The organism is Metabacillus sp. RB-C-LZQ-3-1 (genome assembly GCF_058315175.1).
In genome coordinates, this window is the sequence record NZ_JBZFLI010000004.1 from 296,547 (window position 1) to 322,185 (window position 25,639).

Below are 25,639 nucleotides of genomic sequence, written 5' to 3' on the forward strand. Positions count from 1 at the left end.
TAGCGAAAAGACAAGTTTATCTTTAAAATGCAATTGTTGCTTCTTATTAAGTGAAGGAGTGTGTAAAAGTGGCTACTGATTATGATTTGGTTATCCTTGGTGGAGGGACAGGTGGCTATGTTGCAGCAATTCGTGCTTCACAGCTTGGCCTTAAAACAGCAATTGTTGAGAAAGGTAAGCTTGGAGGGACCTGCCTTCATAAAGGCTGTATCCCAAGTAAAGCATTATTAAGAAGTGCTGAAGTGCTGGCCACGGTTAAGAAAGGCGAAGAGTTCGGTGTGGAAACAACCGATGTGAAACTAAATTTTTTAAATGTACAAAAAAGGAAACAAGCAATCGTCGACCAACTGCATCAAGGGGTTCAGCAGCTAATGAAAAAAGGAAAGATTGATATATATGAAGGGTTTGGGCGTATTCTGGGACCGTCTATTTTCTCTCCAATGCCAGGTACTATTTCGGTTGAGATGAACAATGGAGAGGAAAATGAGATGCTCATTCCTAAAAATGTAATGATTGCTACTGGTTCAAGACCGAGAAGTCTTGATGGACTTGACATTGATGGTGAGTACATTTTAAGTTCCGATGAAGCTCTTGAATTAACTAAACTACCGCAATCAATCATGATTGTTGGAGGCGGTGTTATTGGAATCGAATGGGCGTCCATGCTATCTGACTTCGGAGTTGACGTAACACTAATAGAATACGCGGATCGAATTCTTCCGACTGAAGATAAAGAAATATCAAAAGAAATGAATCGGTTGATGACGAAAAAAGGTGTGAAAATTTATACAAGTACAAAAGTATTACCGGAAACACTTAACAAGGAAAATGGTGTAACCATTCAAGCTGAATCAAAAGGTGAAGAAAAGGAATTTTCAGCCGAGAAAATGCTAGTATCTGTAGGACGAAAACCAAACGTTGAGGGAATTGGGCTTGAAAATACGGAAATTCAAATCGAAGAAGGTTATATAAATACCAATAAGTTTTATCAAACAAAGGAATCTCACATCTATGCAATAGGAGATGTTATTGGTGGATTACAGTTAGCGCATGTAGCCTCACATGAAGGAATAATTGCTGTAGAGCATATGGCTGGAAAAAATCCGCTTCCAATGGATCATGCATTAATATCTAAATGTATATACAGCTCCCCTGAAGTAGCAAGTGTAGGATATACAGAAGATGAAGCAAAAGAAAAAGGCTATAATGTGAAGCTTGGGAAATTTCCCTTCAAAGCGATTGGGAAAGCTCTTGTTTATGGTGAAAGTGATGGATTTGTCAAACTTGTCGTTGATAAGGAAACAGATGATATTCTAGGGGTCCATATGATTGGACCGCATGTAACAGACATGATATCTGAAGCAGGTCTTGCAATGGTTCTTGATGCAACTCCATGGGAGGTTTCACACACAATTCACCCGCACCCTACTTTATCTGAAGTGATGGGTGAGGCAGCTCTTGCTGTTGATGGAAAAGCCATCCACTTTTAAGGATAAAATAGAGCGTAAGGAATATCTTTTTCAAATGTCGAACTTATGCTTTTAAAATTTGTGTAATTAGTATTTAGTTTTTAACTTTGTTTTAGTGTCTAGCTCCAGCGCCATCGACTAGTGAACTTTACACTCCTCCTTACGATACGTCAACATCGAATCACTCGCGCTATTCATGTTTCCTTTGCCGCCTTTAATGGTAATAAGTTGACTACTCGTAGGGAGATCGGATAAGTCTCGCTTTATCTCATATACGGAGTGCTCCAGTTCTTACGTCGCTAAAACGGCCGCTTACGCTTTTAAATTAGGAGGTATACAAATGACTGAAAATCGTCATCAAATGTTAAACCTTACAGATGAAGATGTATTAAAAATGTATGAAACGATGCTGATGGCAAGAAAGATTGACGAACGGATGTGGCTTTTAAATCGTGCTGGAAAAATTCCATTTGTTATTTCTTGTCAAGGTCAAGAGGCAGCTCAGGTTGGAGCGGCTTTTGCACTAGATCGTAGGGAGGATTACGTTCTTCCTTATTATAGAGACATGGGAGTTGTATTAACATTTGGTATGACTGCTAAAGATTTAATGCTATCAGCTTTTGCAAAAGCGGAGGATCCAAATTCAGGCGGAAGACAAATGCCAGGACATTTTGGACAAAAGAAAAATAGAATTGTTACTGGTTCTTCGCCAGTTACGACACAGGTTCCGCATGCTGTCGGTATTGCCCTTGCAGGAAGGATGCAAAAAAAGAATATCGTTACGTTTGTTACGTTTGGGGAAGGATCCTCAAACCAGGGAGATTTCCATGAAGGAGTCAATTTTGCTGCGGTGCATAAACTGCCTGTTATTTTTATGTGTGAAAACAACCGGTATGCCATTTCTGTTCCTTATGACAAGCAGGTTGCCTGTGAGAAAATATCAGACAGAGCTGTTGGATACGGAATGCCAGGTGAAACTGTTGATGGGAATGATCCACTAGCAGTATATCGAGCAGTAAAAGAAGCAGCGGATCGGGGAAGACGTGGAGAGGGTCCTACATTGGTAGAGACGATATCCTATCGACTAACACCACATTCAAGTGATGATGATGATAGAAGTTACCGAGAACAAGAAGAAGTAGCAGAAGCAAAGAAAAATGATCCAATATTAACATTTGCCAACTATTTAAAATCACTTGGAATTTTAACAGATGAAAAAGAAAAAGACATTACCGAAAACATTATGAAGGTTGTAAATGAAGCAACCGAATATGCAGAAGCGGCTCCTTATGCGGATCCAAAGCACGCTTTAAAATATGTTTACGCAGAGTAGGGGGAGATAATATGGCTGTTATATCGTATATTGATGCCATTACGATGGCGATGCGTGAAGAAATGGAGCACGACGAAAAAGTTTTTGTATTAGGAGAAGATGTAGGTCGTAAAGGTGGCGTATTTAAAGCAACGGCAGGGCTATATGATCAATTTGGTGAAGAACGTGTGATTGATACACCTCTTGCAGAATCAGCCATTGCTGGTGTTGGAATTGGTGCGGCAATGTATGGAATGAGACCGATCGCAGAAATGCAGTTTGCCGATTTTATTATGCCTGCTGTAAACCAAATTATTTCTGAAGCTGCAAAAATCCGGTACCGATCTAACAATGATTGGAGCTGTCCTATAACGATTCGAGCACCTTTTGGTGGTGGTGTTCATGGAGCATTATATCATTCTCAATCCGTAGAAGCGGTATTCGCGAATCAACCTGGATTAAAGATTGTCATTCCCTCAACACCATATGATGCAAAAGGGCTGCTAAAAGCTGCTATCCGTGACGATGATCCAGTTCTTTTCTTTGAGCATAAACGCGCATATCGTTTGATAAAAGGTGAAGTACCGACAGATGATTATGTGTTACCAATCGGAAAAGCAGATGTGAAGCGTGAAGGAGATGACGTAACAGTTATAACATATGGGTTATGTGTCCATTTTGCTCTTCAAGCTGCTGAGCGATTGGCTAATGATGGAATTTCTGTTCATGTAGTAGATTTACGTACAGTTTACCCATTGGACAAAGAAACAATCATTGAAGCAGCTTCCAAAACAGGTAAAGTATTACTTATAACCGAGGATAATAAAGAAGGAAGTATTATTGGTGAGGTATCTGCCATTATAGCTGAAAACTGCCTATTTGATTTAGATGCCCCAATTATGAGATTAGCTGGTCCAGATGTACCAGCGATGCCTTATGCCCCAACGATGGAAAAATTCTTTATGTTAAATCCCGATAAAGTTGAGGATGCCATACGAAAATTGGCTAAATTTTAATAAAGACTATCATAAAAGGGCTTATAACCGAGGAGGTTTGATTATGGCCATAGAACTAATAAAAATGCCCCAGTTAGGTGAAAGTGTAACAGAAGGTACGATAAGTAAGTGGCTTGTTTCTGTAGGTGATAAGGTAGAGAAGTATGAGCCGCTTGCAGAGGTTATGACAGATAAAGTCAATGCAGAGGTTCCTTCTTCTTTTAGCGGAGTAATAAAGGAGCTTATAGCGGAAGAAGGAGACACTTTAGCTGTAGGAGAAGTTATTTGTCAAATTGAAGTTGCGGGTGATAAAACATCAGATACAAAAGACACGTCATTAAAGCAGAATGAAAATGATGTACAAAGTGAATCACCAAAAAGTGATCAAAACAAAAAACGTTATTCCCCAGCTGTCCTTAGAATTGCACAAGAACATGATATAAATTTAGAGATGGTCAATGGTACTGGTGCAGGAGGACGTATCACCAGAAAAGATGTATTGAAAATTGTTGAAACAGGCTCTATCCCTACTCAAGCGGCGAAAAAGAACGAAAAAGAAGAGTTACCTGCAAAAACAGAAGATCAAAAAATACCAGCTTTCGTTAAAACACAAACAGGTGATATTGAAATACCTGTATCAGGTGTAAGAAAAGCTATTGCTAATAATATGGCGAGAAGTAAGCAAGAGGTTCCTCATGCCTGGATGATGATGGAGGTAGATGTGACAGAGCTTGTTGAGTTTCGGAACTCTGTAAAAGATGATTTCAAGAAAAAAGAGGGATTTAATCTAACTTTTTTTGCCTTTTTTGTAAAAGCTGTTGCACAAGCATTAAAGGAATTTCCGCAAATTAATTCCATGTGGGCAGGAGATAAAATTATACAAAAGAAGGATATTAATATTTCAATTGCGGTAGCAACGGAGGATTCCTTATATGTTCCTGTCATAAAAAATGCAGATGAAAAGACAATTAAAGGAATTGCAAGAGAAATAACTGATCTGGCATACAAGGTGCGGAATGGAAAGCTAACCTCTGAGGATATGCAGGGTGGAACATTTACAGTGAATAACACTGGCTCGTTCGGATCCGTGCAATCAATGGGAATCATCAATTATCCTCAAGCAGGTATTGTCCAGGTTGAATCCATTGTGAAACGTCCTGTTATTATTAATGGAATGATTGCTGTAAGAGATATGGTGAATTTATGTATGTCTTTAGATCATAGAGTACTTGATGGATTAATATGTGGTCGTTTCCTTTCTAGAGTTAAAGAGATTCTTGAAAATACATCAAAAGAAACAACATCAATTTATTAAGTGGCAAAAAAAGTAATCGAAACTTCGATTGCTTTTTTGTTATTCTCTAAAAAGGAAAAGAAGAAGTTCATTGCTGTGATGAAAAAATTATAATAGAATAAAATTAGTGAATGTAAGCGCATACTTTACAGATCTTGTAAAAAGGGCTTTTCTGGTGCATAAAATAAGTAAAGGCCATGTTACAAAGGGGGTGGGCCTCCAATTTTCGGAGGCACAATATGGGAGATGAACAGGTTTCAACTGAAAAAAGGGAGAAACAAATTGTATGGAAAACAGAGGCGGAAAGGCAATTAAGAGGAAAACCTTTAGAAACTTTAATAAAAATGTCATATGAAGGATTGGCTATCAAGCCATTATATGATGAAACAGACTTAGAACATGATGATACCTGTAGACGATATGGAAACGGTCATGAGTGGAAAATCAGTCAAATGATAAAGGGTAAGGATCCAAAAAATCTCAACAAAAAAATAAAATATGCAAAAGCAAGAGGGCAGAACTCTTTCTACCTTACTGACATTAATTATATAGACCATGATAAAGCTGTATTGGATGCTTTTTCTTCAATAAATTGGGAAAAAGATTCTATTTTTATTGATGTAGGTGACAATATTGCCTTTTCACCATTCTTTTTTCATCATCAAAAAATACATCAGAATTTTAAACATATTGCTGGGACTATTGGCTTTGATCCTTATGAGGAACTTTTGTTGGAAGGGGAAAGTAAGGTTTCTCTAGAAACGAAAATCGATTTTTTGGCTGATACGGCGAAATGGTCTATCGCCAATGAAGGATCGATTCGTTGTCTTCTGATTAAAGGAAATATATATAGTGATGCGGGTGCGAATGCCCTTCAAGAGTTAGTTTTTACTTTTTCACATGCTCTCGATCTCATAAATCAGCTTATAAATAGGGGAATGTCAATTGATCAAATTGCGAATTCATTAACGATTTCAATCGGTGTTGGATCAAATTTCTTTATGGAAATTGCTAAGTTACGAGCGGCAAGAGATATATGGGCTTCTCTTATCAGTGCTTTAGGTGGAAATGATCAAGAACATAAAGTGAATTTACATGCTATTACATCAACATATAACAAAACCGCCTATGATGTTCATGTGAATTTACTTCGTACAACAACAGAGGGCTTTTCTGCTGTTATTTCTGGAGTAGATGAAGTAACAATTTTACCTTTTGATTGTATTTTTAGTGAATCTAGTAATCTTGCTGAAAGAATTGCTAGAAATACTCATTTTATTTTAAAAGAAGAAGGTCTAGTATCGAAGGTTATTGATCCTTCAGCAGGCTCTTATTATGTTGAAACATTAACAAAACAGCTTGGTACCACAGCATGGGAGAAGATAAAGCAATACGACCAAGAAGGAGGTTTTTTAACCAAACTAAAACAAGGCAATATTCAACATGAGATCGAGGTTATGCAGGGAAAAAGAAAGGCGGACATTAATAAAAGTAAGAAGTTAGTAATTGGAACAAATGCTTTTGCTATTTCAAATGAAAAAGTCACAGCAAAAAAAGCTAAGGAAAAAGTAGAAACGACCAAGAAATTAACAGTTAGTGTTCCTTCATTCAAAGAAGCAATAAACTATATTGAAAAAGAAAAAAGAGTTCCAACATTAATAAGCGAGTATCAAAAAGAACAAATAAAAATAATTCCTATTAAACGTCAAAGAATAGTTGAGCACTTTGAAGAACTTCGATATCAAGCTGAAAGAGTAAAAAGCAAAGGCCGCACCTTAAAAGTTGGTGTTATTACGTTTGGAAAGTTAAAAGATTATAAACCAAGCCTTGATTATATTAGTGGGATGTTAGCGGCAGGAGGAATTGAGGTAGAACAAACTTCTTTCAAGAAATTAAACACTTTATCAAATGTAAAAGTGGTGATTCTTTGTGGGAAAACAGAAGACCTTAAAGATTTAGACCCTATTTATATTCAACAATTAAAGTCAGATGCTCCATCCCGACACATCTATATATTAGGGGATCAAAAAGGAATAATTGATGAACTTCAATTAGCTGGCCAAATTTCAATGGATGAAGATGTGTATCAATTTTTACTAAACATGCACAATATTTTGGGGGTAGAAAGAGCATGAAAAGACGTAAAATATCTGATTCACCATTCGTTCGATCACAACATCTACAAAAAACGGCCATCACAACTCATGTAACAAATGAACAAATCGATATAAAGAGTCATTATGATCAGGATGATTTAGCTTCTTTTCAACATCTTGGGTCTTATCCTGGAATAGAACCGTATGTGAGAGGCCCTTATGCAACAATGTATGTAAATCGACCATGGACTATAAGACAGTATGCTGGTTTTTCAACAGCCGAAGAAAGCAATGCTTTTTACCGAAGAAATTTAGAAATGGGACAAAAGGGTTTATCCGTTGCATTTGATTTGGCAACACATAGGGGATATGATTCTGACCATCCTCGCGTAGTTGGAGATGTTGGAAAGGCTGGAGTAGCGATAGACTCGATCCTGGATATGAAACGATTATTTGATGGAATACCTTTAGATGAAATGTCTGTTTCCATGACGATGAATGGTGCAGTGCTTCCGATTATGGCTTTTTATATTGTGACAGCAGAAGAACAAGGTGTACCAAAAGAAAAGCTTTCAGGTACAATACAAAATGATATTTTGAAAGAATATATGGTTCGCAACACGTATATTTATCCTCCGGATATGTCTATGAAAATTATAGGGGATATTTTTCAATACACAGCGAAACATATGCCGAAATTTAATAGTATTAGTATTTCAGGCTACCATATGCAAGAAGCGGGAGCACCTGCAGACCTTGAGCTTGCCTATACGCTTGCAGACGGTCTTGAATATATACGTACTGGATTAAAAGCTGGTCTTGACATTGACCTGTTTGCACCACGTTTGTCATTCTTCTGGGCTATTGGAATGAATTATTTTATGGAAGTAGCAAAGATGAGGGCTGCTCGTTACCTGTGGACATCAATTGTGAAACAATTTCATCCGAAAAATCCTAAATCAACTGCATTACGAACACATTCTCAAACATCAGGGTGGAGCTTAACAGAGCAGGATCCTTATAATAATGTAGTTCGGACATGTATTGAAGCACATGCAGCAGCAATGGGACATACTCAGTCTTTACATACAAATGCTCTAGATGAAGCGATTGCTCTACCGACTGATTTTTCGGCAAGGATTGCTCGAAATACCCAGCTTTACCTTCAACATGAAACTGGAATTTGTGATGTTATTGATCCTTGGGGAGGCTCATATTATGTTGAATCTCTCACTAATTCTTTAATTGAGAGGGCTAAGCTCCATATGGATGAAATAGAGGAGTTAGGCGGGATGACGAAAGCAATTGAAATAGGTCTGCCAAAAATGAAAATTGAGGAAGCGGCGGCTCGTAGACAAGCAAAAATTGATTCTGGCCAGGAGGCAATTATTGGTGTAAATAAATTTAAGTTAGAACAGGAAGAATCAATTGAGATATTATCAATTGATAATCAAGAAGTAAGAAATAAGCAAATTGAAGGAATAAAACAGTTAAAAGCAAATCGGGATGATGAAAAAGTTACACAAGCACTGAATGCTTTAACAAAATCTGCTGCCGATGGAACGGGGAATTTATTAGAACTAGCTGTTGAAGCAGCGAGACACAGGGCGACATTAGGAGAAATTTCTTTCGCAATTGAGAAAGTTTCAAAGCGTCATCAAGCCATGATCAGATCAATTAGTGGAGTGTACAGTTCTGAGTTTTCTAATGAAGAAGAAATAAAGAAAGTAAGAGATTTGACAGATCAATTCTATGAGCTTGAAGGTAGGAGACCAAGAATATTAATTGCAAAAATGGGTCAAGACGGTCATGACAGAGGAGCTAAGGTAATTGCAACAGCGTTTGCTGATTTAGGCTTTGATGTTGATATTGGTCCACTATTTCAAACACCTGCTGAAACAGCAGCACAAGCTGTGGAAAATGATGTTCATGTCATTGGGATGAGCTCATTAGCGGCAGGGCATAAGACATTATTGCCACAACTAGTTGATGAATTAAAAAAGCTAAACAGGGAAGATATAGTAGTCATTATTGGTGGAGTTATCCCATATCAAGATTATGAAGAATTAAAGGAAAAAGGGGCTGCTGAAATTTTTGGACCCGGAACCGTGATTCCTGTTGCAGCAACAAAGGTGATAAACAAAATTTTTGAAAGACTTGGTTATGAGGAAGTAGACGAATGAAAAGGCTCGTAAAGAAAAACCCTGACATTTCTGTTGAACAGTTTATTAGAGGAATCGAAAATGGGGATCGAGTTATATTAGCACAAGCCATTACATTGGTGGAAAGCAATGCAAAGCAACATTTTGAAAAAGCACAAAAAATAATTGAAGCTTTGCTTCACAAAAAAAACTCTACTATTCGAATTGGAATAACAGGGGTACCAGGTGCAGGTAAAAGTACATTTATTGACTCGTTTGGAACATACCTTTGTGAATTAGGATACCGTGTGGCTGTTCTTGCCATCGACCCGACAAGTCAAGTTTCTAAAGGAAGTATTATGGGAGATAAAACGAGAATGGAGAGATTATCAAAACATCCAAATGCTTATATCAGACCCTCCCCCTCTGGAGGAAATCTAGGCGGGGTAAGTAGGAAAACAAGGGAATCAATCATTTTATGTGAAGCAGCAGGGTATAATATTATTCTCGTAGAAACGATGGGTGTCGGCCAAGGTGAATTTGTTGTTCGGGAAATGGTTGATTTTTTTCTTCTCCTTGTATTAACTGGAGCTGGTGATGAATTACAAACGATGAAAAAAGGAATTATGGAGCTACCTGATTTAGTTGTTGTGAACAAAGCAGATGGAGAAAATATAACTAGAGCAAATAAAGCAAAAAGTGAATACAATTCTATTCTTCACTTTTTAACTTCATATACAAAAGACTGGGAGACAAGGGCTGTTACTGCATCTGCATTAGCGGAAAAAGGGATTGCAGAAGTATGGGAGATCATGAAAGACTTCGAAAATCAAACGAAAAAAAGCAATCTTTTTTATCAAAGACGAAGCGAGCAGCAACTGAATTGGCTTCATGATCTATTAAAACAAGAATTATATCGCAACTTTTATGATCACCCAATGATTAAAGAAAAACTTATTTTAGCTGAAAAAACAGTGAAATCCGGAACAAAACATGTAAGTTCGGCAGCTTTGGAACTAGTAAATTTATTTATGGAAAATAAACTTTAAGCGATCTATTTGCTCATTTTATAAAAAGCTTGGTAGAATATTAATATTGATTGTAAAGGAGAGGTTTTCTTTGAACATGGATTTTAATTTATTTATGAATGATATTGTGCAACAAGCGCGTAAAGAAATTGTTGCGGCAGGGTACACTGAGCTAACGACACCAGAAGAAGTAGATGAGGTGCTGAATAAAAAAGGGACAACACTTGTAATGGTAAACAGTGTATGTGGTTGTGCAGGAGGAATTGCAAGACCTGCAGCAGCACATGCTGTTCATTATGATAAGCGTCCAGATCAACTCGTTACTGTATTTGCTGGTCAGGATAAGGAAGCAACTGCCAAAGCTCGTGAAATGTTCACAGGCTACCCGCCTTCATCACCTTCATTTGCTTTATTGAAAGATGGAAAGCTTCTTACGATGGTTGAACGTCATGAGATAGAAGGTCATGATCCAATGTCAGTTGTATCAAAGCTGCAAGCGGCATTTGATGAATATTGTGAAGAAGTGTAAAACCGGAAAACGTATAGGGAGGGACAGGTTAATACACACCTGTCTCTTTATTTTTGGATAATTTATACAATGATATCAAAGGTTTATTCACTTTTTTGGGAAAACTTTAATTGTCAAAAGATTTTAATAAATACATTTTTATAAATAGTGATTGCATAAATATTAACCTGTGATAAAATACAAATTATCGAATAAATATTAGATAGATTATCACAGGTATGTAGATAATACTAAAAAGATAAGAAGCTATAGGAGGAAACTAAAATGAAGAAACTTTCGTTATTCATTATAAGTTTATTAGTTGTGGGATTATTAGCAGCTTGTGGAGCAGGTGAGCAAGAGGGAAATGAGTCCTCAACTGGTGCAGAAGGAGAGAATAAAAAGGTATTAAAGATGGCGACATCAGCAGATTACCCTCCTTTTGAATATATTGATACAGCAAAAGGCAGTGACATCATTGGTTTTGATATCGATTTAGTAAATGCTTTAGCTGAAAAAACGGGATATGAAGTTGAAATTCAGGATATGGATTTTAATAGCTTAATTCCAGCTTTACAGGCAAAGCAAATTGATATCGTTCTTTCTGGTATGACACCAACACCAGAGCGTGCTGAAAACGTAGATTTCTCTGATATTTACTATAGTGCAAATCATATGATTGTTTCACTTAAAGACAAAGAAATTAAAAGTGTTGAAGAATTAGATGGTAAAACAATTGGTGTGCAATTAGGATCAATTCAAGAAGAGAAAGCAGCTGAAATTTCAGAAGAAGTGAATCTTAAAATTGAAAACCGTAATAAAATCTCTGAATTAGTTCAGGAAATGAAATCAGGTCGTATAGATGCAGCTATTATTGAAGATAAAGTTGCTGAAGGTTATTTTGCAAAAGATGATCAATTAACAGGTTTCACTCTTGAATCAACCGAAGAAGCCGGTTCAGCAATTGCCTTCCAAAAAGGAAGCGAATATACTCAAGAGTTCAATGAAGCATTAAAAGAAATGAAAGAAAGCGGCGAACTTGATGAGTTAATTGTTAAATGGTTCGGTGGGAAAGAATAACTTAGATTGGAATTGATAGAAAGAGGCTAACTCAGAAGGGATTCCCTTTGGTTTTGAGTCAGCCCTTTTTTATCGTTTTGGAAGAACTATAAAATTTGTTGAACTGTGGATAAATGCACACTATCTAGCTTCGAAGCAGAGGATGTGCAAGTGAGTCGTGGAGATTGACGTCGTGGTATTTAGACTGCCAGCGTCTAGTCCCCCTCGAGATCATAAGCCACAAATAAATAGAAGACAAAGAAACGTCTTCTATTCATTTGTGACTTATTTGCCTGAGGCTGACCGAGGCACTTGCGTTTTTGTTCTGGTTGCAAATCTTCATAAGAAAGTTATAAAAGATTGGACAAAGAAAGGAGATAGAGAAGGAATGGATTTTTTAAACTTTTCTTCAATCGTTCCATCGCTCCCCTTTATATTAGAGGGAATCTGGGTAACCTTAAAGATTGTTGTCTTATCTTTGCTACTCGGATTTGTGTGGGGAATTATTCTTGCATTATTTAAAATAAGTCGAATTAAACCGTTAATGTGGGTCGCAGATGCATATACATCGATTTTTAGAGGAACTCCTCTTGTTTTACAATTATTAATTATTTATTTTGGTTTGCCACAAATCCTTGGTTTTCCGATTGATCCATATCCTGCTGCGGTAGCAGCCTTTACATTGAATTCAGGGGCATATATCTCAGAGATCATTCGTGCAGGAATTAATGCAATCGATAAAGGACAACAAGAAGCGTCTATGGCGTTAGGTGTTCCATATTCAAAAATGATGAAGGATATCATTTTACCTCAAGCATTTAAGAACATATTACCTGCATTAATGAATGAATTTATTACATTAACAAAAGAATCTGCTATTGTAACTGTAATTGGAGTACAAGATATTATGAGAAGAGCCTACCAAGTAGGAGCAGATTCTTATAACTATTTCGCCCCATTGCTTTTTGCAGGATTAATTTATTATCTATTAGTCATGTTCTTAACACTTCTTGGTAAGGGAATAGAGGGGAGAATGAGACGCAGTGATTAAAGTAGACAATTTGCACAAAACTTATGGAAATTTAAAAGTCTTAAAAGGAATATCAACTTCGATTGCTTCAGGTGAAGTAATTGCGATTATAGGTCCTTCTGGTTCAGGGAAATCAACTTTTCTCCGTTGCTTAAATCTATTAGAAAAACCGACAGAAGGTAAAATATATATTAATGATGTCGATATTACTAATCCTAAAACAGATATTGCAAAAGTAAGACAAAATGTAGGAATGGTGTTTCAGCACTTTCACCTTTTCCCTCACAAATCTGTTTTGGATAATATTACGTATGCCCCAATAACTGTTAAGGGTCTCTCTAAACAAGAAGCTGAGAAGAATGGGAAAGAACTATTACAAAAAGTAGGTCTTCTAGAAAAGGCATCTGAATATCCTAATCGATTATCCGGTGGACAAAAGCAAAGGGTGGCCATTGCGAGGGCCCTTGCAATGAATCCGGATGTGATGTTATTTGATGAACCAACATCTGCACTCGATCCAGAAATGGTAAAAGAGGTGCTTGAGGTTATGAAAGACCTGGCACAAACAGGGATGACAATGGCAATCGTCACACATGAGATGGGATTTGCAAAAGAAGTTGCTGATCGGGTTCTTTTCTTGGATGGAGGATTATTAGTAGAGGATGCACCACCAAGCGAATTTTTTACGGCTCCAAAGACAAAACGTGCACAAGAGTTCTTAGAGAAGATGCTCTAAAAACATTAGTCTTAGAAAAAAGATGATCATGTTGATCATCTTTTTTCGTTTTTTCCTGTTAAATAGTGTAAACTATTCAACAGAATTATCTAGTAAGGAGTACTTTATGTTTAAAATTGGTTATCGAACAGCAAAAACAGCTCTTGGTACAACAATTGCTATTATATTGGCACAATTTCTTGACTTGGAGTTTTATACATCTGCAGGAATAATTACGATTCTATGTATAAAAATCACAAAAAAGAAGTCACTTAGAAGCTCATGGGAGCGATTCCTAGCATGTTCTGTCGCAATGGTCTTTTCTTTGGTTTTCTTCGAGGGGATCGCCTATCATCCGCTGGTAATTGGTTTATTATTATTACTTTTTATTCCTACAACAGTTGCATTAAAAGCGTCAGAAGGGATCGTAACCAGTACGGTTGTTATCTTTCATCTTTATAGTACTAATCAAATAAACCTCCAAGTAATTGGAAATGAATTATTACTAGTGACAATCGGAATTGGTGTTGCACTAGTGATGAACTTATATATGCCAAGTGTAGAAAAGAAATTGAAAAATTATCAAATTCAGATAGAAGAGAATTTAGCAACTATCTTTAGAGAAATTGAACTTTATCTAGTAGAAAAAGATAGAAAATGGGATGGGAAAGAAATTACCCAAACAGCACAGCTTATTAATGAAGCGAAAACAGTAGCATTTCGTGATGTTGAAAACCATTTTTTGCGCCATGAGAATTCATATTATCATTATTTTAAAATGAGAGAAAAACAATTTGAAATTATTGAACGAGTCATTCCGAGTATTACCTCTATTCATATAGCTGTTGAACAAAGTAAGATGATTGCTCACTTTCTTCATGAGCTGAGAATGAATATTCATCCTGGTAATACAGCTCATAAGTTTTTAGTACAGCTTCTAGACATGAAAAAGTCCTTTGAAGAAATGGATTTACCAAAAACAAGAGAGGAATTTGAGGCGAGGGCTGCTTTGTATCATTTTGTGAAAGAAATGGAGCATTATCTCATCATTAAAAGTCAGTTTAAAGGAATGGAACCTTAATTTATAGATCATATTAAGGGAAAAAGGATGCTGATTTTATGAGGCTGTTGCTTCTTTTTCTTTTTATTGTTCAATCCCCAATCTGGCCGCTTGGAGAAAATCCTTTGCCGGGTGATCCATATTTAATTATTAATAAACAGACAAATGAGCTTGCATTTGTTTATGATAATGAAGTAAAAGAGACTCACCAAGTTGCAACAGGTATGACGGAAGAGCTGACTCCTGAAGGGGAATTTACTGTCATTGTTAAAGCGATCAATCCTTATTATCGCAAAAAGAATATTCCCGGAGGTGATAAGAATAATCCACTTGGAACAAGGTGGATTGGCTTTGATGCTGAAGGAACAGATGGACGGACATATGGAATACATGGAACAAATAACAACAATTCAATTGGTTCCTACGTGACACAAGGCTGCGTTCGATTGCAAAACAAGGAAGTCGAAGTCCTTTACGATAAAATCCCTTTAGGAACAAAGGTTTTAATTATAGATTCAAATCAATCTTTTCAACAATTAGCAATTAAACATGGAGCGATAAAAAAAGAGTCTGAAACGCAATAAAAAATTGCGGTCAGGCTCTTTTTGTACTATCAGCAAAAGGATAAGAAAAACTAAAAAGTCCGTCTTTAACTTTGAAATAAGTTAAGTTTTTCCTTTACCTGTTTTTTAATAAATTAATCCGGCTTAAATGTTAAAACCAAACAGATACTCCAGCTAGTAAAGTCGTAATTAGCATAACACCAATCATTAAATAAACAACAACTTTTTGTGTTTTACGAGACATATTTCTTCACTCCTTGTAAGTATTATTCTAACGTGAAAGAATCAAATGGACAACCGTTAAAATGTGAAAGAAATTCGTCAAAAATAGAGGAATTTCTTTTATACAAAGAGAAGATTATTATATCTTGATAACGTTTACAAATGAGGTGGAGTTTACATATGGTAAAAAAAATCGATCATATTGGAATCGCTGTTCATTCAATTGAAGATGCTTTGCTGTTTTATAAGGATATTTTGCAGCTAACATATTTAGGGACCGAAGAGGTAAATTCACAGCAGGTTAGAGTTGCATTTTTATCAGCTGGAGAAACAAAGATTGAATTACTGGAACCGATGACATCGAATAGCCCAATTGCGAAATTTTTACAAAAAAAAGGAGAAGGCATTCATCATGTGGCGTTTGGGGTGCATGATCTATCGGCTCGACTAGTAGAATTAAAGACGAAGGGAATTCCGCTTATTGATGAAGTTCCTCGAGACGGAGCTGCAAATTCTCAAATTGCTTTTATCCATCCAAAAGCTGCAAACAAAGTTTTGGTTGAATTATGTGAAAAAAATAATGGGGGTGATCTAAATGACTCATGATATCTATGACAAGATAAATGAATTATACGAAAAAAGGCGTGAAGTGGAACTTGGTGGAGGAGATACTAAGATAGAAAAACAACATGAAAAGGGAAAACTGACTGCGAGAGAAAGAATTGATTTACTGCTTGATGAAGGATCTTTTGTGGAAATTAACCCCTTTACCGAGCATAGATGTAGTGATTTTGGTCTTTCCTCTAAAAAAGGTCCCGGTGATGGAGTTGTTACAGGATATGGTAAAGTAAATGGAAGGCCAATTTATTTATTTTCTCAGGATTTCACTGTCTTTGGTGGAGCACTTGGTGAAATGCATGCGAAAAAGATAGCAGCTGTTATGGATCTTGCTGCAAAAAATGGGACACCTTTTATTGGTCTTAACGACTCAGGCGGTGCGAGAATCCAAGAAGGTGTGGTATCATTAGATGGTTACGGACAAATTTTTTACCGAAATACGATTTACTCAGGTGTCATTCCGCAAATTTCTGTCATTCTTGGACCTTGTGCTGGTGGGGCGGTCTACTCACCGGCAATTACAGACTTTGTCTTTATGGTTGAAAATACAAGTCAGATGTTTATCACAGGACCAAAAGTGATTGAAACTGTAACAGGTGAAAAAATAAGCTCCGAGGATTTAGGGGGAGCTATTGTACATAATACGATAAGTGGTAATGCTCATTTTTCTGGAGAAACTGAACAAGATGTATTACGACAGGTGCGAACATTATTAAGTTATTTACCACAGAATAATGAGCAAAAACCACCTGATTCTCCATACGAGGGTAAATCAGATTATCGGCCTGATTTAACAGATGTTATTCCATTTGACTCTATTCGCCCATATGATGTTCGAATTGTTGTCGAGCAGGTTGTTGATGCAGGGTCTTTTTTTGAGATACAAAAAAACTTTGCCAAAAACATTGTCATAGGGTTAGCGCGAATCAAAGGAGAAGTGGTTGGGCTTGTTTGTAATCAGCCAAAATATATGGCGGGTGGATTAGATATCGATTCATCTGATAAAGCAGCAAGGTTTATTCGTTTTTGTGATTCGTTTCAAATCCCTCTCATTACATTTGAAGATGTAACAGGTTTTTTCCCTGGTGTTAAACAGGAACATGGGGGTATTATCCGGCATGGTGCAAAAATTTTATATGCATACTCTGAAGCAACAGTTCCGAAATTAACGGTTATCCTTAGAAAAGCCTATGGTGGAGCCTATGTGGCATTAAATAGTAAATCGATAGGAGCTGATCTTGTCTTTGCTTGGCCAAATGCAGAAATAGCCGTAATGGGTCCACAAGGAGCAGCTAACATTATTTTTGCAAAAGAAATTGAGGAAAGTTCTAATCCTGAACAAACCAGAACAGAAAAAATTGAAGAATATCGGCAAAAGTTTGCAAATCCTTACGTTGCAGCAAGCCAAGGTATGGTTGATGATGTGATTGATCCTCGAGAAACTCGGATAAAGCTTATTCAAGCACTTGACATGTTAAAAACAAAAAAAGAAAGTAGACCGGCAAAAAAACATGGGAATATTCCCCTTTAATTAAATAGGAGGTAGTCACGTATGATTAATAAACAACGCTTACTTGACGAATTTTTAGAGCTTGTTCAAATTGACTCAGAAACAAAATTTGAAGCTGAAATTGCGAAAGTATTAAAGAAAAAGTTTTCAGATCTAGGCTTAGAAGTGATAGAAGACGACTCTATGAAAGCCACAGGTCATGGAGCTGGAAACTTAATCTGTACACTTGAGGCTACAGAGGAAAATATTGATACAATTTATTTTACATCTCATATGGACACAGTTGTTCCTGGAAAAGGCATTAAGCCAAGTATTAAAGAAGGGTATGTCGTTACAGATGGAACAACCATTCTAGGAGCAGATGATAAGGCCGGTTTAACTGCAATGCTTGAGGCGATTAAGACGCTAAAAGAGCAAGAGATTCCGCATGGAAAAATTGAATTTGTCATCACAGCTGGTGAAGAGTCAGGTCTTGTAGGTGCAAAAGCTTTAGACCCTAAATTAATGACTGCAAAATACGGTTATGCGCTTGATAGTGATGGGAAAGTTGGAACAATTATTGTTGCTGCCCCTACTCAAGCAAAGGTAAAAGCGACGATCTATGGAAAAACTGCACATGCTGGTGTAGCACCAGAAAAAGGTGTATCAGCTATTACAATTGCAGCGAAAGCTATTGCGAAAATGCCTTTAGGTAGAATTGATCATGAAACAACAGCTAACATTGGGCGTTTTGAGGGTGGAACTCAAACAAATATTGTCTGTGATCTCGTACATATTCTTGCTGAAGCAAGGTCTCTTATACCGGAAAAAATGGAAGCACAAGTGAAAAAAATGAAAGAAGCATTTGAAGGTGTTGCCTCTGAAATGGGCGGAAGAGCAGAAGTTGAAGTTGATGTCATGTACCCTGGATTTAAATTTGGTGATGGTGATCATGTGGTTGAGGTAGCAAAGCGAGCTGCAGCAAAAATTGGCCGCCAAAGTGAACTCCAAACAAGTGGTGGCGGTAGTGATGCGAATGTCATTGCAGGAAATGGAATACCGACTGTTAATTTAGCTGTCGGCTATGAAGAAATTCACACAACCAATGAAAAGATGCCAATTGAAGAGCTCGAAAAAACAGCTGAGCTAGTTTTGGCAATTATCCAAGAAGTGGCACAATAATAAATTTAAACGAAAGGCTGTCTGTAAAAGGACAGCCTTTTTGGTGTTTCTTACCCAAAATGTATTTTATCCTCCATTTAAAAAGTTTATTACCATTAATAGTTTCATCAAAAAGAAAGAAAATATAAAAGCAGGTGATTTTATAAAGGAGGGGTTTATATTGATAAAAAAGAAGCTTGGGTTGGTTGCAACTAGTGTAATGATTGTAGGTTTAGTCGCTTGTAACAACAATGAAGGTGCATTAGATGGTGAATATAGAGACAATAATATCGATGTTGCAGAAAATGTTAATTACAATGGGCGTACCTATGGTCCATTTGCACGAGACATTAATACTCGAGATCCTGAGATCAATATGGCAGATGAGGATGTCAATTTTGTACCGGCTAGGAGGGCAACTAGAGATCCGAATGGAACGACAATTTCTAGTTCAAAAACCGATATAACGAGTAAAGATTATCCGCATACAATAGCTATTCCTGTTCAAGATGCTAAGTTTAAATTTATAAGAGCAAACTCTAAAGAAGAAGCTGAACAACAAGCACGTCAATTTATTGAGCAACAAAAACAACAAGCTCTTGAGTTTGGGAACCGCTTTGCACAACAACATCAACCACAGCAACAACAAAGAGCTAACCAGCAGCAGGCTCCAACAGATAGACAGGCTGAAAATAATGCAAATCAACAACAGGAGCAAGCACCAGCTCAGCAAAGAGAGCAAGCGCCGTCTCAGCAGCAAGAGCAAGCACCAGCTCAACCACAAGAAAAAGCACCTGCTGAACCAGAAGCACAAAAAGAAACTGAACAACAGGAAGGGATTAGTCAAGTTGCTCAACAGGTTATAGATTTAACGAATGCTGAAAGAAAAAGAAATGGATTGCCAGCTCTTAAGGCTGACTCACAATTAAGTGGTGTTGCCCAAAAAAAATCGGAAGATATGCGACAAAATAATTATTTCTCACATACAAGCCCAACCTATGGTTCACCGTTTGATATGATGAGAGATTTTGGTGTGACATATAAAACAGCAGGTGAAAATATTGCCCAAGGTCAACAATCACCACAAGAAGTTGTTCAAGCGTGGATGAATAGTGAAGGGCATAGAAAAAATATCTTGAGTCAAGATTTTACTCATATTGGTATTGGTTATGACTCAAATGGTCATCACTGGACACAAATGTTTATTGGTAAATAAATTTAGTAAAAGGCTATCTAATAAAAGATAGCCTTTTTAAAAACGATTAATCAATATAAATATTTGTGGAAACCTTCTTCATCTTCCCCTCCTTAGGAGTCATCCAAGCTGTTAGTGTGTATTTCCCTTTATTTAATTGTAAATCTGCTAAGTGAATATCGTATGAAAATTCTTCTTCTGGTAAGATTTTTTCTTCCCCTAATGCAGAAAGAAAAGCAGCTGTGCTGGAAAAAAGAAAAATCTCTTCCCCGCTATTAGTCGTTATAGAATAATCAATTCTTTGTGAATTAGTAAATTTTAGAGTAATGGGATTATTCGTATGATTTTTTACTTGATATTGATAATGAAGAGGTGCAATCTCTTTTAATGTTGCTGTCATATGATCTTCAACATTGCTTCTTTTGTTATCACCTCCATTATTGAGAGAATTTTTATCATCTGTCGAATCACTAATTCCGCAACCAGAAAGTAATAGGATTGTTAAGAGGATTCCTATCGTAAATTTCAATGATATTACCCGCTTTCAAAATGTATTTATCAAGTTTGACGAACTGAACAGGGTAGAAGTTACGAACTTTATTATTTTACCTAAGTAAATATTGTATGTTACAAAAAGTAACATGAAATAAATGAATTGAGTAAAAAAAGAACAGAAACTTCTTCATTGTTAACATTATCATTAAAAAATTTTGAAAATTTGCAAAAATATATTGTTAAGTTAGGTAAATTCTGTATAATGTGATTATATAGATGTTAACTTATCTTACATAAGTTGTCAGAATTTATTGTGAGTTTTATTAAGAGGAGAAGGAGTGTTGACGTGTTGAGAGTAAAAAAAGGGTTTTTAGCTATGGTGATGTCTGTATTTATGCTTTGTGCCTGTGCAGCCCAAACGAATGAATCGTCCTCGGGAAATGAATCAAACGAATCTTCTGTAACTACAGAAGGTGATGCTGTTCAGGTTGGGATTTTACATTCTTTAAGTGGAACGATGGCAATCAGTGAGGTTTCTTTACGGGATGCAGAGCTTATGGCGATTGAGGAAATTAATGCTGCTGGTGGAGTATTAGGAAAGCAAATTGAACCGATTGTTGAAGATGGCGCTTCTGATTGGCCAACTTTTGCGGAAAAGGCAAGAAAGCTTCTGCAGCAAGATAAAGTAGCTACCATTTTTGGCGGGTGGACATCTGCAAGCCGTAAAGCAATGCTTCCAGTTGTTGAACAAAATAACGGATTATTATGGTATCCAGTTCAGTATGAGGGGATGGAAGAATCTCCGAATATTTTTTACACAGGAGCAACAACAAACCAACAAATTGTTCCTGCAGTTGATTGGATGTTGGAAAATCAAGGGAAAAACATTTTTTTGGTAGGATCTGATTACGTATTTCCTCGTACAGCAAATAAAATTGTAAATGCACAACTAAAAGCTAAAGGCGGAACAGTTGTTGCTGAAGAATACACCCCTCTTGGCCACACAGACTACAACACGATTATTAGCAAGATTAAAGCAGAAAAACCAGATGCTATTTTCAACACATTAAACGGAGACAGTAACGTTGCTTTCTTTAAACAACTTAAGGATGCAGGGATTACTTCAGAAGATATACCAGTTATGTCAGTAAGTGTAGCGGAAGAAGAAATTCGCGGAATTGGGACAGATGTATTGGAAGGACATTATGCAGCTTGGAACTACTACCAAACAACTGATACCCCAGAAAACAAAACATTTGTAGAAAATTATAAAGCTAAATATGGCGAAGATCGAGTAACAGGCGACCCGATTGAAGCTGCTTATATTGCCGTATATTTATGGAAAGAAGCTGTTGAAAAAGCTGGTTCCTTTGAAGTTGATGAAGTAAAAAAAGTTTCTGATGGTATTGAATATAAAGCTCCAGGCGGTGTTGTGAAAATCGACGGTGAAACACAGCATATTTATAAGACTGTCCGTATCGGAGAAGTTCAAGCCGATGGTCAATTCAAAGAAGTTTGGAATTCTGGTGAACAAGTAAAACCTGATCCGTATTTAAAGTCGTATGATTGGGCTAAAGGTTTAAGTCCAGAATAACCAATAATTCTGATACCTAGCCTAAGCTTGTTTTGGCTAGGTATTTAACAGGTGAATAGGTGAAAAGGGTAAGAAGCTAACGAGCTAAACAGGACCGGAAAAATCTATATTTCCTCTTAAATGATAGGTTGCTTCTGCTTAACCTTTATCTCCATAGAAAAGGAGGAGAATTCCTTGTCAATTATTATTTCACAATTATTTAATGGACTAAGTCTAGGGTCGATTCTATTATTAATTGCACTTGGTTTAGCCATTACATTTGGTCTTATGAACATTATAAACATGGCTCATGGAGAATTTATCATGATCGGAGCATATACAACATATGTCCTCCAACAAGTGTTTATTCAGTATCTTCCCCAATCAGCATTTGACTATTATTTTATTCTAGCAATACCATTGTCCTTTATGGTTGCAGCACTTATTGGCCTTGTTATGGAAAAAACGATTGTAAGATTTCTGTATGAACGACCACTAGATAGCTTATTAGCTACTTGGGGAGTTAGTCTTATTTTACAGCAAACAGCTCGGTCTATTTTTGGGGCACCAAATGTTGCTGTAACAGCACCTGAATGGTTAAATGGAGGACTTACAATTGCAGGCCTTACTTTTCCGTACAAACGGTTATTTATTATCGCCCTTGTACTCGTTAGTATTTTTTTATTGTTTTTCTATCTATATAAAACTTCATCGGGAAGAAGAATGAAAGCTGTTACGTTAAATCGGGATATGGCATCTTGTCTTGGGGTTTCAACTAGAAGAGTAGATAGTACAGCATTTGCGCTAGGAAGTGGATTTGCCGGGATTGCTGGCTGTTCCTTAACATTAATTGGTTCAATTGGTCCGACGCTAGGGACGACTTATATAGTAGATGCTTTTATGATTGTAATTTTAGGTGGGGTTGGGAAATTAAAAGGAACGATAATAGCTGCGTTGATGTTAGGGGTTTTAAGTACATTTGTTGAGTTATCGACAAGTGCTACCATTGCAAAAGTAATTGTTTTTGCATTTATTATCATTTTCCTACAGTGGAAGCCTGCTGGCCTCGTCAATGTAAAGGTTCGAGCATTAGACTAACGGAGGTGCAAATATGTTAAAAAAATATAGCCAATGGGCCAATTATGGACTCTTCTTCTTACTGTTATTTCTTGCTCCATTGCTTCTTACCGAGTTTAGAATGGGTTTATTAGCAAAGTTTTTGTGTTTTGCAATTATCGCAGTTGGAATTAGTTTGATTTGGGGATATTCAGGTATCTTAAGTTTAGGTCATGGTGTGTTTTTTGGGCTAGGTGCCTATTGTATGGCCATGTACCTAAAGCTAGAAGCATCACCTTCAGGGATTCCGGACTTTATGGAATGGAATGGGATCACTGAATTACCATATATTTGGACATTATTTAAAAGTCCGATCATCGCCATTTTAGCAGCAGTGCTCCTTCCGTTTATTATCGCAGCTGTTATTGGATACTTCACATTTAAAAATCGAATAAAAGGGGTATTTTTTTCGCTAATATCTCAAGCAGTAGTAGTCGTTACAGTTACTTTATTTATCGGTGGACAACACATTACTGGTGGAACAAGTGGACTTACAAACTTTTTTACAGTTTATCATGTTCCGCTAGCAGATCCTGAGACAAAGAGAATTCTTTATTTTGTAACGGTTGTGGTATTAGCCATTATAATGGGAGTCGCATTATTATTAACAAAATCACGTTTTGGAAGGCTGCTTATTGCGATTCGAGATGGTGAAAATCGCCTTCGTTTTCTTGGTTATAATCCTACATTTTATAAAGTGTTTATTTATGCGTTATCTGCAGCATTTGCGGGAGTAGCGGGGGCTCTTTTTGTTTTACAAGTTGGCATTATTACCCCAGAGATGATGGGAATCATCCCTTCAATTGAAATGCTTCTTTGGGTTGCAATTGGAGGTCGTCACTCAATATTAGGTGCTGCAATTGGTGCGATCTTAACAAACAGTGCTAAAAGCTTTTTGAGTGAATCGTATCCAGATTTCTGGACGATCTTTTTAGGTGTATTATTTTTAATTGTTGTCTTATATTTACCAAATGGCTTAGCTGGTTTAATAGAAAAGTTAAAAATACGATTTTCCAATAAAGAGGACCTGAAGGAGGCAAAGCAAGGTGAAGCCGATACTCTCGTGTCATAATGTCGTTGTAGATTTTTCAGGTTTTAAAGCTCTTCAAGGAGTCGATTTAGATGTGGGAAATGGAGAAGTACTGTTTTTAATCGGTCCAAATGGTGCCGGAAAAACGACCTTATTAGATGTAATCTGTGGAAAAACCAGAGCAACTGGTGGAGAAATTATTTTTCAAGATGATATTTCATTAATAAAACTGCAGGAGCAGAAAATCGTTGAAGCAGGAATTGCTAGAAAGTTTCAAGCGCCAAGTATTTTCTTGCACCTAACACCTTTCGAAAATTTAGAGATTGCGATGAAACAAAAGAAAAAATTAATTTCTATTTTATTTGCAAGGATGTCGGATTTACAAAGAGACAAAATTAACGGGATGTTAAAGAAGATTGGATTATATGATTTACGGCATGAATTAGCAGGTTCATTATCACATGGGCAAAAGCAATGGCTTGAAATCGGGATGCAATTAATTCAGGAACCGACATTGTTGTTGTTGGATGAACCGATCGCTGGAATGTCTGCTGAGGAAAGGACGAAAACTGGTGAACTAATTTTAGATATTTCAAAACAGTGTTCGGTTTTAATTGTTGAACATGACATGGATTTTGTACGAAAGTTTTCGACTAAAGTCGTTGTCATGCATGAAGGTAAGGTTCTATGTGAGGGTGTGATGAAGGATATTCAGGAAAATGAAGAAGTGAAGAATGTTTATCTTGGAAGGAGTGGATAATATGCTTCATGTATCACATCTGCAAGCAGGATATGATGAAACCATTATTTTAAGGGATGTAAATTTTGAAATACCTAAGGGGAAAATTGTCGGTCTACTGGGTCGTAATGGAGCAGGAAAAACAACATTAATGAAAGTATTGATGGGCCTTGTACCTATAACTAGTGGAACTATACAGTATGAAGGGGGAAAATTTAAGAAGGAAAGGCCGGAACATCGTGCAAGAGCTGGTATTGCTTATGTCCCACAAGGTAGAGAAATATTTTCAGATCTTTCGATTAAGGAGAATCTTTTTTTAGGAATGGAGGCATTGCCTAAATCTCAACGCTCGACAATCATTCCGGAAGAAATTTTTAAATGGTTTCCTGTTCTAAAAGAAATGATCGATCGAAAAGGTGGAGATTTAAGTGGAGGGCAACAGCAACAGCTAGCGATAGCAAGAGCTTTAATTTCAAACCCAAAGCTTTTGTTATTAGATGAGCCAATGGAAGGGATTCAGCCTTCCATTGTTCAACTGATCCAAGATGTGCTCGTTCAAATTTCGAAAGAAAAAGAAATGGGAATTATTTTAGTGGAACATAATTTAGACGCAGTCTTATCTTGTGCAGATTACGTTTATATTCTTGATCAAGGTCGAATGGTGATGAGTGGCCGCTGTGATCAAATTAATGAAGATGATCTTCAGAGGCATTTAGCAGTATAAGGAGGAA

General features: G+C 36.8%; 24 protein-coding genes. 22 read left to right on the forward strand and 2 right to left on the reverse strand.

Going from position 1 to position 25,639, the window contains the following annotated elements; all coding sequences use genetic code 11:
• Positions 1-68 precede the first annotated feature (68 nt).
• The 13 genes from lpdA to AC4GZ8_RS09045 all read left to right on the forward strand — a co-directional run bounded on the left by lpdA (position 69) and on the right by AC4GZ8_RS09045 (position 15,291).
• Positions 69-1,490 carry a dihydrolipoyl dehydrogenase gene (lpdA, locus tag AC4GZ8_RS08985; RefSeq protein ID WP_491081510.1) on the forward strand — a complete coding sequence of 474 codons (1,422 nt, stop codon included), beginning with the start codon at positions 69-71 and terminating at the stop codon, positions 1,488-1,490.
• 319 nt (positions 1,491-1,809) lie between these two features.
• Positions 1,810-2,802 (forward strand): thiamine pyrophosphate-dependent dehydrogenase E1 component subunit alpha, encoded by a 993-nt coding sequence (locus AC4GZ8_RS08990; protein WP_491081511.1) that lies wholly within the window; start codon positions 1,810-1,812, stop codon positions 2,800-2,802.
• Between the two features lie 11 nt (positions 2,803-2,813).
• A complete protein-coding gene (locus AC4GZ8_RS08995; protein WP_491081512.1) occupies positions 2,814-3,797 on the forward strand; it encodes an alpha-ketoacid dehydrogenase subunit beta in 984 nt (327 codons plus the stop codon).
• A 43-nt stretch (positions 3,798-3,840) separates the two neighbouring features.
• Entirely contained in the window at positions 3,841-5,091 is a 1,251-nt protein-coding gene (locus AC4GZ8_RS09000; protein ID WP_491081513.1) for a dihydrolipoamide acetyltransferase family protein, read from the forward strand.
• A 218-nt stretch (positions 5,092-5,309) separates the two neighbouring features.
• Positions 5,310-7,205: a methylmalonyl-CoA mutase family protein gene (locus AC4GZ8_RS09005; RefSeq protein WP_491081514.1), complete on the forward strand. Its 1,896-nt coding sequence runs from the start codon at positions 5,310-5,312 to the stop codon at positions 7,203-7,205.
• Positions 7,202-9,349, forward strand: a complete 2,148-nt coding sequence (scpA, locus tag AC4GZ8_RS09010; RefSeq protein ID WP_491081515.1) for a methylmalonyl-CoA mutase — start codon at positions 7,202-7,204, stop codon at positions 9,347-9,349. The genes AC4GZ8_RS09005 and scpA overlap by 4 nt, the downstream gene beginning before the upstream one ends.
• Positions 9,346-10,356: a methylmalonyl Co-A mutase-associated GTPase MeaB gene (gene meaB, locus AC4GZ8_RS09015; protein WP_491081516.1), complete on the forward strand. Its 1,011-nt coding sequence runs from the start codon at positions 9,346-9,348 to the stop codon at positions 10,354-10,356. The genes scpA and meaB overlap by 4 nt, the downstream gene beginning before the upstream one ends.
• Before the next feature lie 70 nt (positions 10,357-10,426).
• Positions 10,427-10,864, forward strand: a complete 438-nt coding sequence (locus AC4GZ8_RS09020; RefSeq protein ID WP_491081517.1) for a BrxA/BrxB family bacilliredoxin — start codon at positions 10,427-10,429, stop codon at positions 10,862-10,864.
• Positions 10,865-11,128: 264 nt separating this feature from the next.
• Entirely contained in the window at positions 11,129-11,923 is a 795-nt protein-coding gene (locus AC4GZ8_RS09025; RefSeq protein WP_491081518.1) for a transporter substrate-binding domain-containing protein, read from the forward strand.
• A 367-nt stretch (positions 11,924-12,290) separates the two neighbouring features.
• Positions 12,291-12,953 (forward strand): amino acid ABC transporter permease, encoded by a 663-nt coding sequence (locus AC4GZ8_RS09030; protein ID WP_491081519.1) that lies wholly within the window; start codon positions 12,291-12,293, stop codon positions 12,951-12,953.
• On the forward strand, positions 12,946-13,668 hold the full coding sequence (locus AC4GZ8_RS09035) for an amino acid ABC transporter ATP-binding protein (protein ID WP_491081520.1): 723 nt from the start codon (positions 12,946-12,948) through the stop codon (positions 13,666-13,668). The genes AC4GZ8_RS09030 and AC4GZ8_RS09035 overlap by 8 nt, the downstream gene beginning before the upstream one ends.
• 106 nt (positions 13,669-13,774) lie before the next feature.
• Positions 13,775-14,728, forward strand: coding sequence for an aromatic acid exporter family protein (locus tag AC4GZ8_RS09040; RefSeq protein WP_491081521.1), 954 nt, complete (start codon positions 13,775-13,777; stop codon positions 14,726-14,728).
• A gap of 38 nt (positions 14,729-14,766) precedes the next feature.
• Positions 14,767-15,291: a L,D-transpeptidase gene (locus tag AC4GZ8_RS09045; protein WP_491081522.1), complete on the forward strand. Its 525-nt coding sequence runs from the start codon at positions 14,767-14,769 to the stop codon at positions 15,289-15,291.
• A gap of 130 nt (positions 15,292-15,421) precedes the next feature.
• Here the strand turns inward: AC4GZ8_RS09045 and prli42 are convergent, their stop codons facing one another.
• Positions 15,422-15,514, reverse strand: coding sequence for a stressosome-associated protein Prli42 (gene prli42, locus AC4GZ8_RS09050; RefSeq protein ID WP_156931818.1), 93 nt, complete (start codon positions 15,512-15,514; stop codon positions 15,422-15,424).
• Positions 15,515-15,672: 158 nt separating this feature from the next.
• On the opposite strand from prli42, the gene mce reads away from it, so the two are divergent.
• The 4 genes from mce (at position 15,673) to AC4GZ8_RS09070 (ending at position 19,976) form a co-directional block, all read left to right on the forward strand.
• Positions 15,673-16,098, forward strand: coding sequence for a methylmalonyl-CoA epimerase (mce, locus tag AC4GZ8_RS09055; RefSeq protein ID WP_491081523.1), 426 nt, complete (start codon positions 15,673-15,675; stop codon positions 16,096-16,098).
• Positions 16,088-17,641, forward strand: a complete 1,554-nt coding sequence (locus tag AC4GZ8_RS09060; RefSeq protein ID WP_491081524.1) for an acyl-CoA carboxylase subunit beta — start codon at positions 16,088-16,090, stop codon at positions 17,639-17,641. Before mce ends, AC4GZ8_RS09060 begins: the two co-directional genes overlap by 11 nt.
• A 21-nt stretch (positions 17,642-17,662) precedes the next feature.
• On the forward strand, positions 17,663-18,781 hold the full coding sequence (locus AC4GZ8_RS09065) for a M20/M25/M40 family metallo-hydrolase (RefSeq protein WP_491081525.1): 1,119 nt from the start codon (positions 17,663-17,665) through the stop codon (positions 18,779-18,781).
• Between the two features lie 160 nt (positions 18,782-18,941).
• Positions 18,942-19,976: a CAP domain-containing protein gene (locus AC4GZ8_RS09070; RefSeq protein ID WP_491081526.1), complete on the forward strand. Its 1,035-nt coding sequence runs from the start codon at positions 18,942-18,944 to the stop codon at positions 19,974-19,976.
• 46 nt (positions 19,977-20,022) lie between these two features.
• Here AC4GZ8_RS09070 and AC4GZ8_RS09075 read toward each other — a convergent pair whose 3' ends face one another.
• Positions 20,023-20,484: a BsuPI-related putative proteinase inhibitor gene (locus AC4GZ8_RS09075; RefSeq protein WP_491081527.1), complete on the reverse strand. Its 462-nt coding sequence runs from the start codon at positions 20,482-20,484 to the stop codon at positions 20,023-20,025.
• A 342-nt stretch (positions 20,485-20,826) separates the two neighbouring features.
• Between AC4GZ8_RS09075 and urtA the strand changes: the two genes are divergently transcribed.
• The 5 genes from urtA to urtE all read left to right on the forward strand — a co-directional run bounded on the left by urtA (position 20,827) and on the right by urtE (position 25,632).
• A complete protein-coding gene (gene urtA, locus AC4GZ8_RS09080; RefSeq protein ID WP_491081588.1) occupies positions 20,827-22,044 on the forward strand; it encodes an urea ABC transporter substrate-binding protein in 1,218 nt (405 codons plus the stop codon).
• A gap of 174 nt (positions 22,045-22,218) precedes the next feature.
• Complete coding sequence (gene urtB, locus AC4GZ8_RS09085; protein ID WP_491081528.1) at positions 22,219-23,121, forward strand: urea ABC transporter permease subunit UrtB; 903 nt, start codon at positions 22,219-22,221, stop codon at positions 23,119-23,121.
• A 13-nt stretch (positions 23,122-23,134) separates the two neighbouring features.
• Positions 23,135-24,211, forward strand: coding sequence for an urea ABC transporter permease subunit UrtC (gene urtC / locus AC4GZ8_RS09090; protein ID WP_491081529.1), 1,077 nt, complete (start codon positions 23,135-23,137; stop codon positions 24,209-24,211).
• Complete coding sequence (gene urtD / locus AC4GZ8_RS09095) at positions 24,186-24,929, forward strand: urea ABC transporter ATP-binding protein UrtD (RefSeq protein ID WP_491081530.1); 744 nt, start codon at positions 24,186-24,188, stop codon at positions 24,927-24,929. The genes urtC and urtD overlap by 26 nt, the downstream gene beginning before the upstream one ends.
• A gap of 1 nt (position 24,930) precedes the next feature.
• On the forward strand, positions 24,931-25,632 hold the full coding sequence (gene urtE, locus AC4GZ8_RS09100) for an urea ABC transporter ATP-binding subunit UrtE (protein ID WP_491081531.1): 702 nt from the start codon (positions 24,931-24,933) through the stop codon (positions 25,630-25,632).
• Positions 25,633-25,639: the final 7 nt, after the last annotated feature.

Coding starts and splice junctions, on each gene's coding strand:
- AC4GZ8_RS08990 (WP_491081511.1), top strand. CDS start 1,810: ATGACTGAAAATCGTCATCAAATGTTAAACCTTACAGATGAAGATGTA.
- AC4GZ8_RS08995 (WP_491081512.1), top strand. CDS start 2,814: ATGGCTGTTATATCGTATATTGATGCCATTACGATGGCGATGCGTGAA.
- AC4GZ8_RS09000 (WP_491081513.1), top strand. CDS start 3,841: ATGGCCATAGAACTAATAAAAATGCCCCAGTTAGGTGAAAGTGTAACA.
- AC4GZ8_RS09005 (WP_491081514.1), top strand. CDS start 5,310: ATGGGAGATGAACAGGTTTCAACTGAAAAAAGGGAGAAACAAATTGTA.
- scpA (WP_491081515.1), top strand. CDS start 7,202: ATGAAAAGACGTAAAATATCTGATTCACCATTCGTTCGATCACAACAT.
- meaB (WP_491081516.1), top strand. CDS start 9,346: ATGAAAAGGCTCGTAAAGAAAAACCCTGACATTTCTGTTGAACAGTTT.
- AC4GZ8_RS09025 (WP_491081518.1), top strand. CDS start 11,129: ATGAAGAAACTTTCGTTATTCATTATAAGTTTATTAGTTGTGGGATTA.
- AC4GZ8_RS09030 (WP_491081519.1), top strand. CDS start 12,291: ATGGATTTTTTAAACTTTTCTTCAATCGTTCCATCGCTCCCCTTTATA.
- AC4GZ8_RS09040 (WP_491081521.1), top strand. CDS start 13,775: ATGTTTAAAATTGGTTATCGAACAGCAAAAACAGCTCTTGGTACAACA.
- AC4GZ8_RS09045 (WP_491081522.1), top strand. CDS start 14,767: ATGAGGCTGTTGCTTCTTTTTCTTTTTATTGTTCAATCCCCAATCTGG.
- prli42 (WP_156931818.1), bottom strand. CDS start 15,514: ATGTCTCGTAAAACACAAAAAGTTGTTGTTTATTTAATGATTGGTGTT.
- mce (WP_491081523.1), top strand. CDS start 15,673: ATGGTAAAAAAAATCGATCATATTGGAATCGCTGTTCATTCAATTGAA.
- AC4GZ8_RS09060 (WP_491081524.1), top strand. CDS start 16,088: ATGACTCATGATATCTATGACAAGATAAATGAATTATACGAAAAAAGG.
- AC4GZ8_RS09065 (WP_491081525.1), top strand. CDS start 17,663: ATGATTAATAAACAACGCTTACTTGACGAATTTTTAGAGCTTGTTCAA.
- urtA (WP_491081588.1), top strand. CDS start 20,827: ATGGTGATGTCTGTATTTATGCTTTGTGCCTGTGCAGCCCAAACGAAT.
- urtC (WP_491081529.1), top strand. CDS start 23,135: ATGTTAAAAAAATATAGCCAATGGGCCAATTATGGACTCTTCTTCTTA.
- urtE (WP_491081531.1), top strand. CDS start 24,931: ATGCTTCATGTATCACATCTGCAAGCAGGATATGATGAAACCATTATT.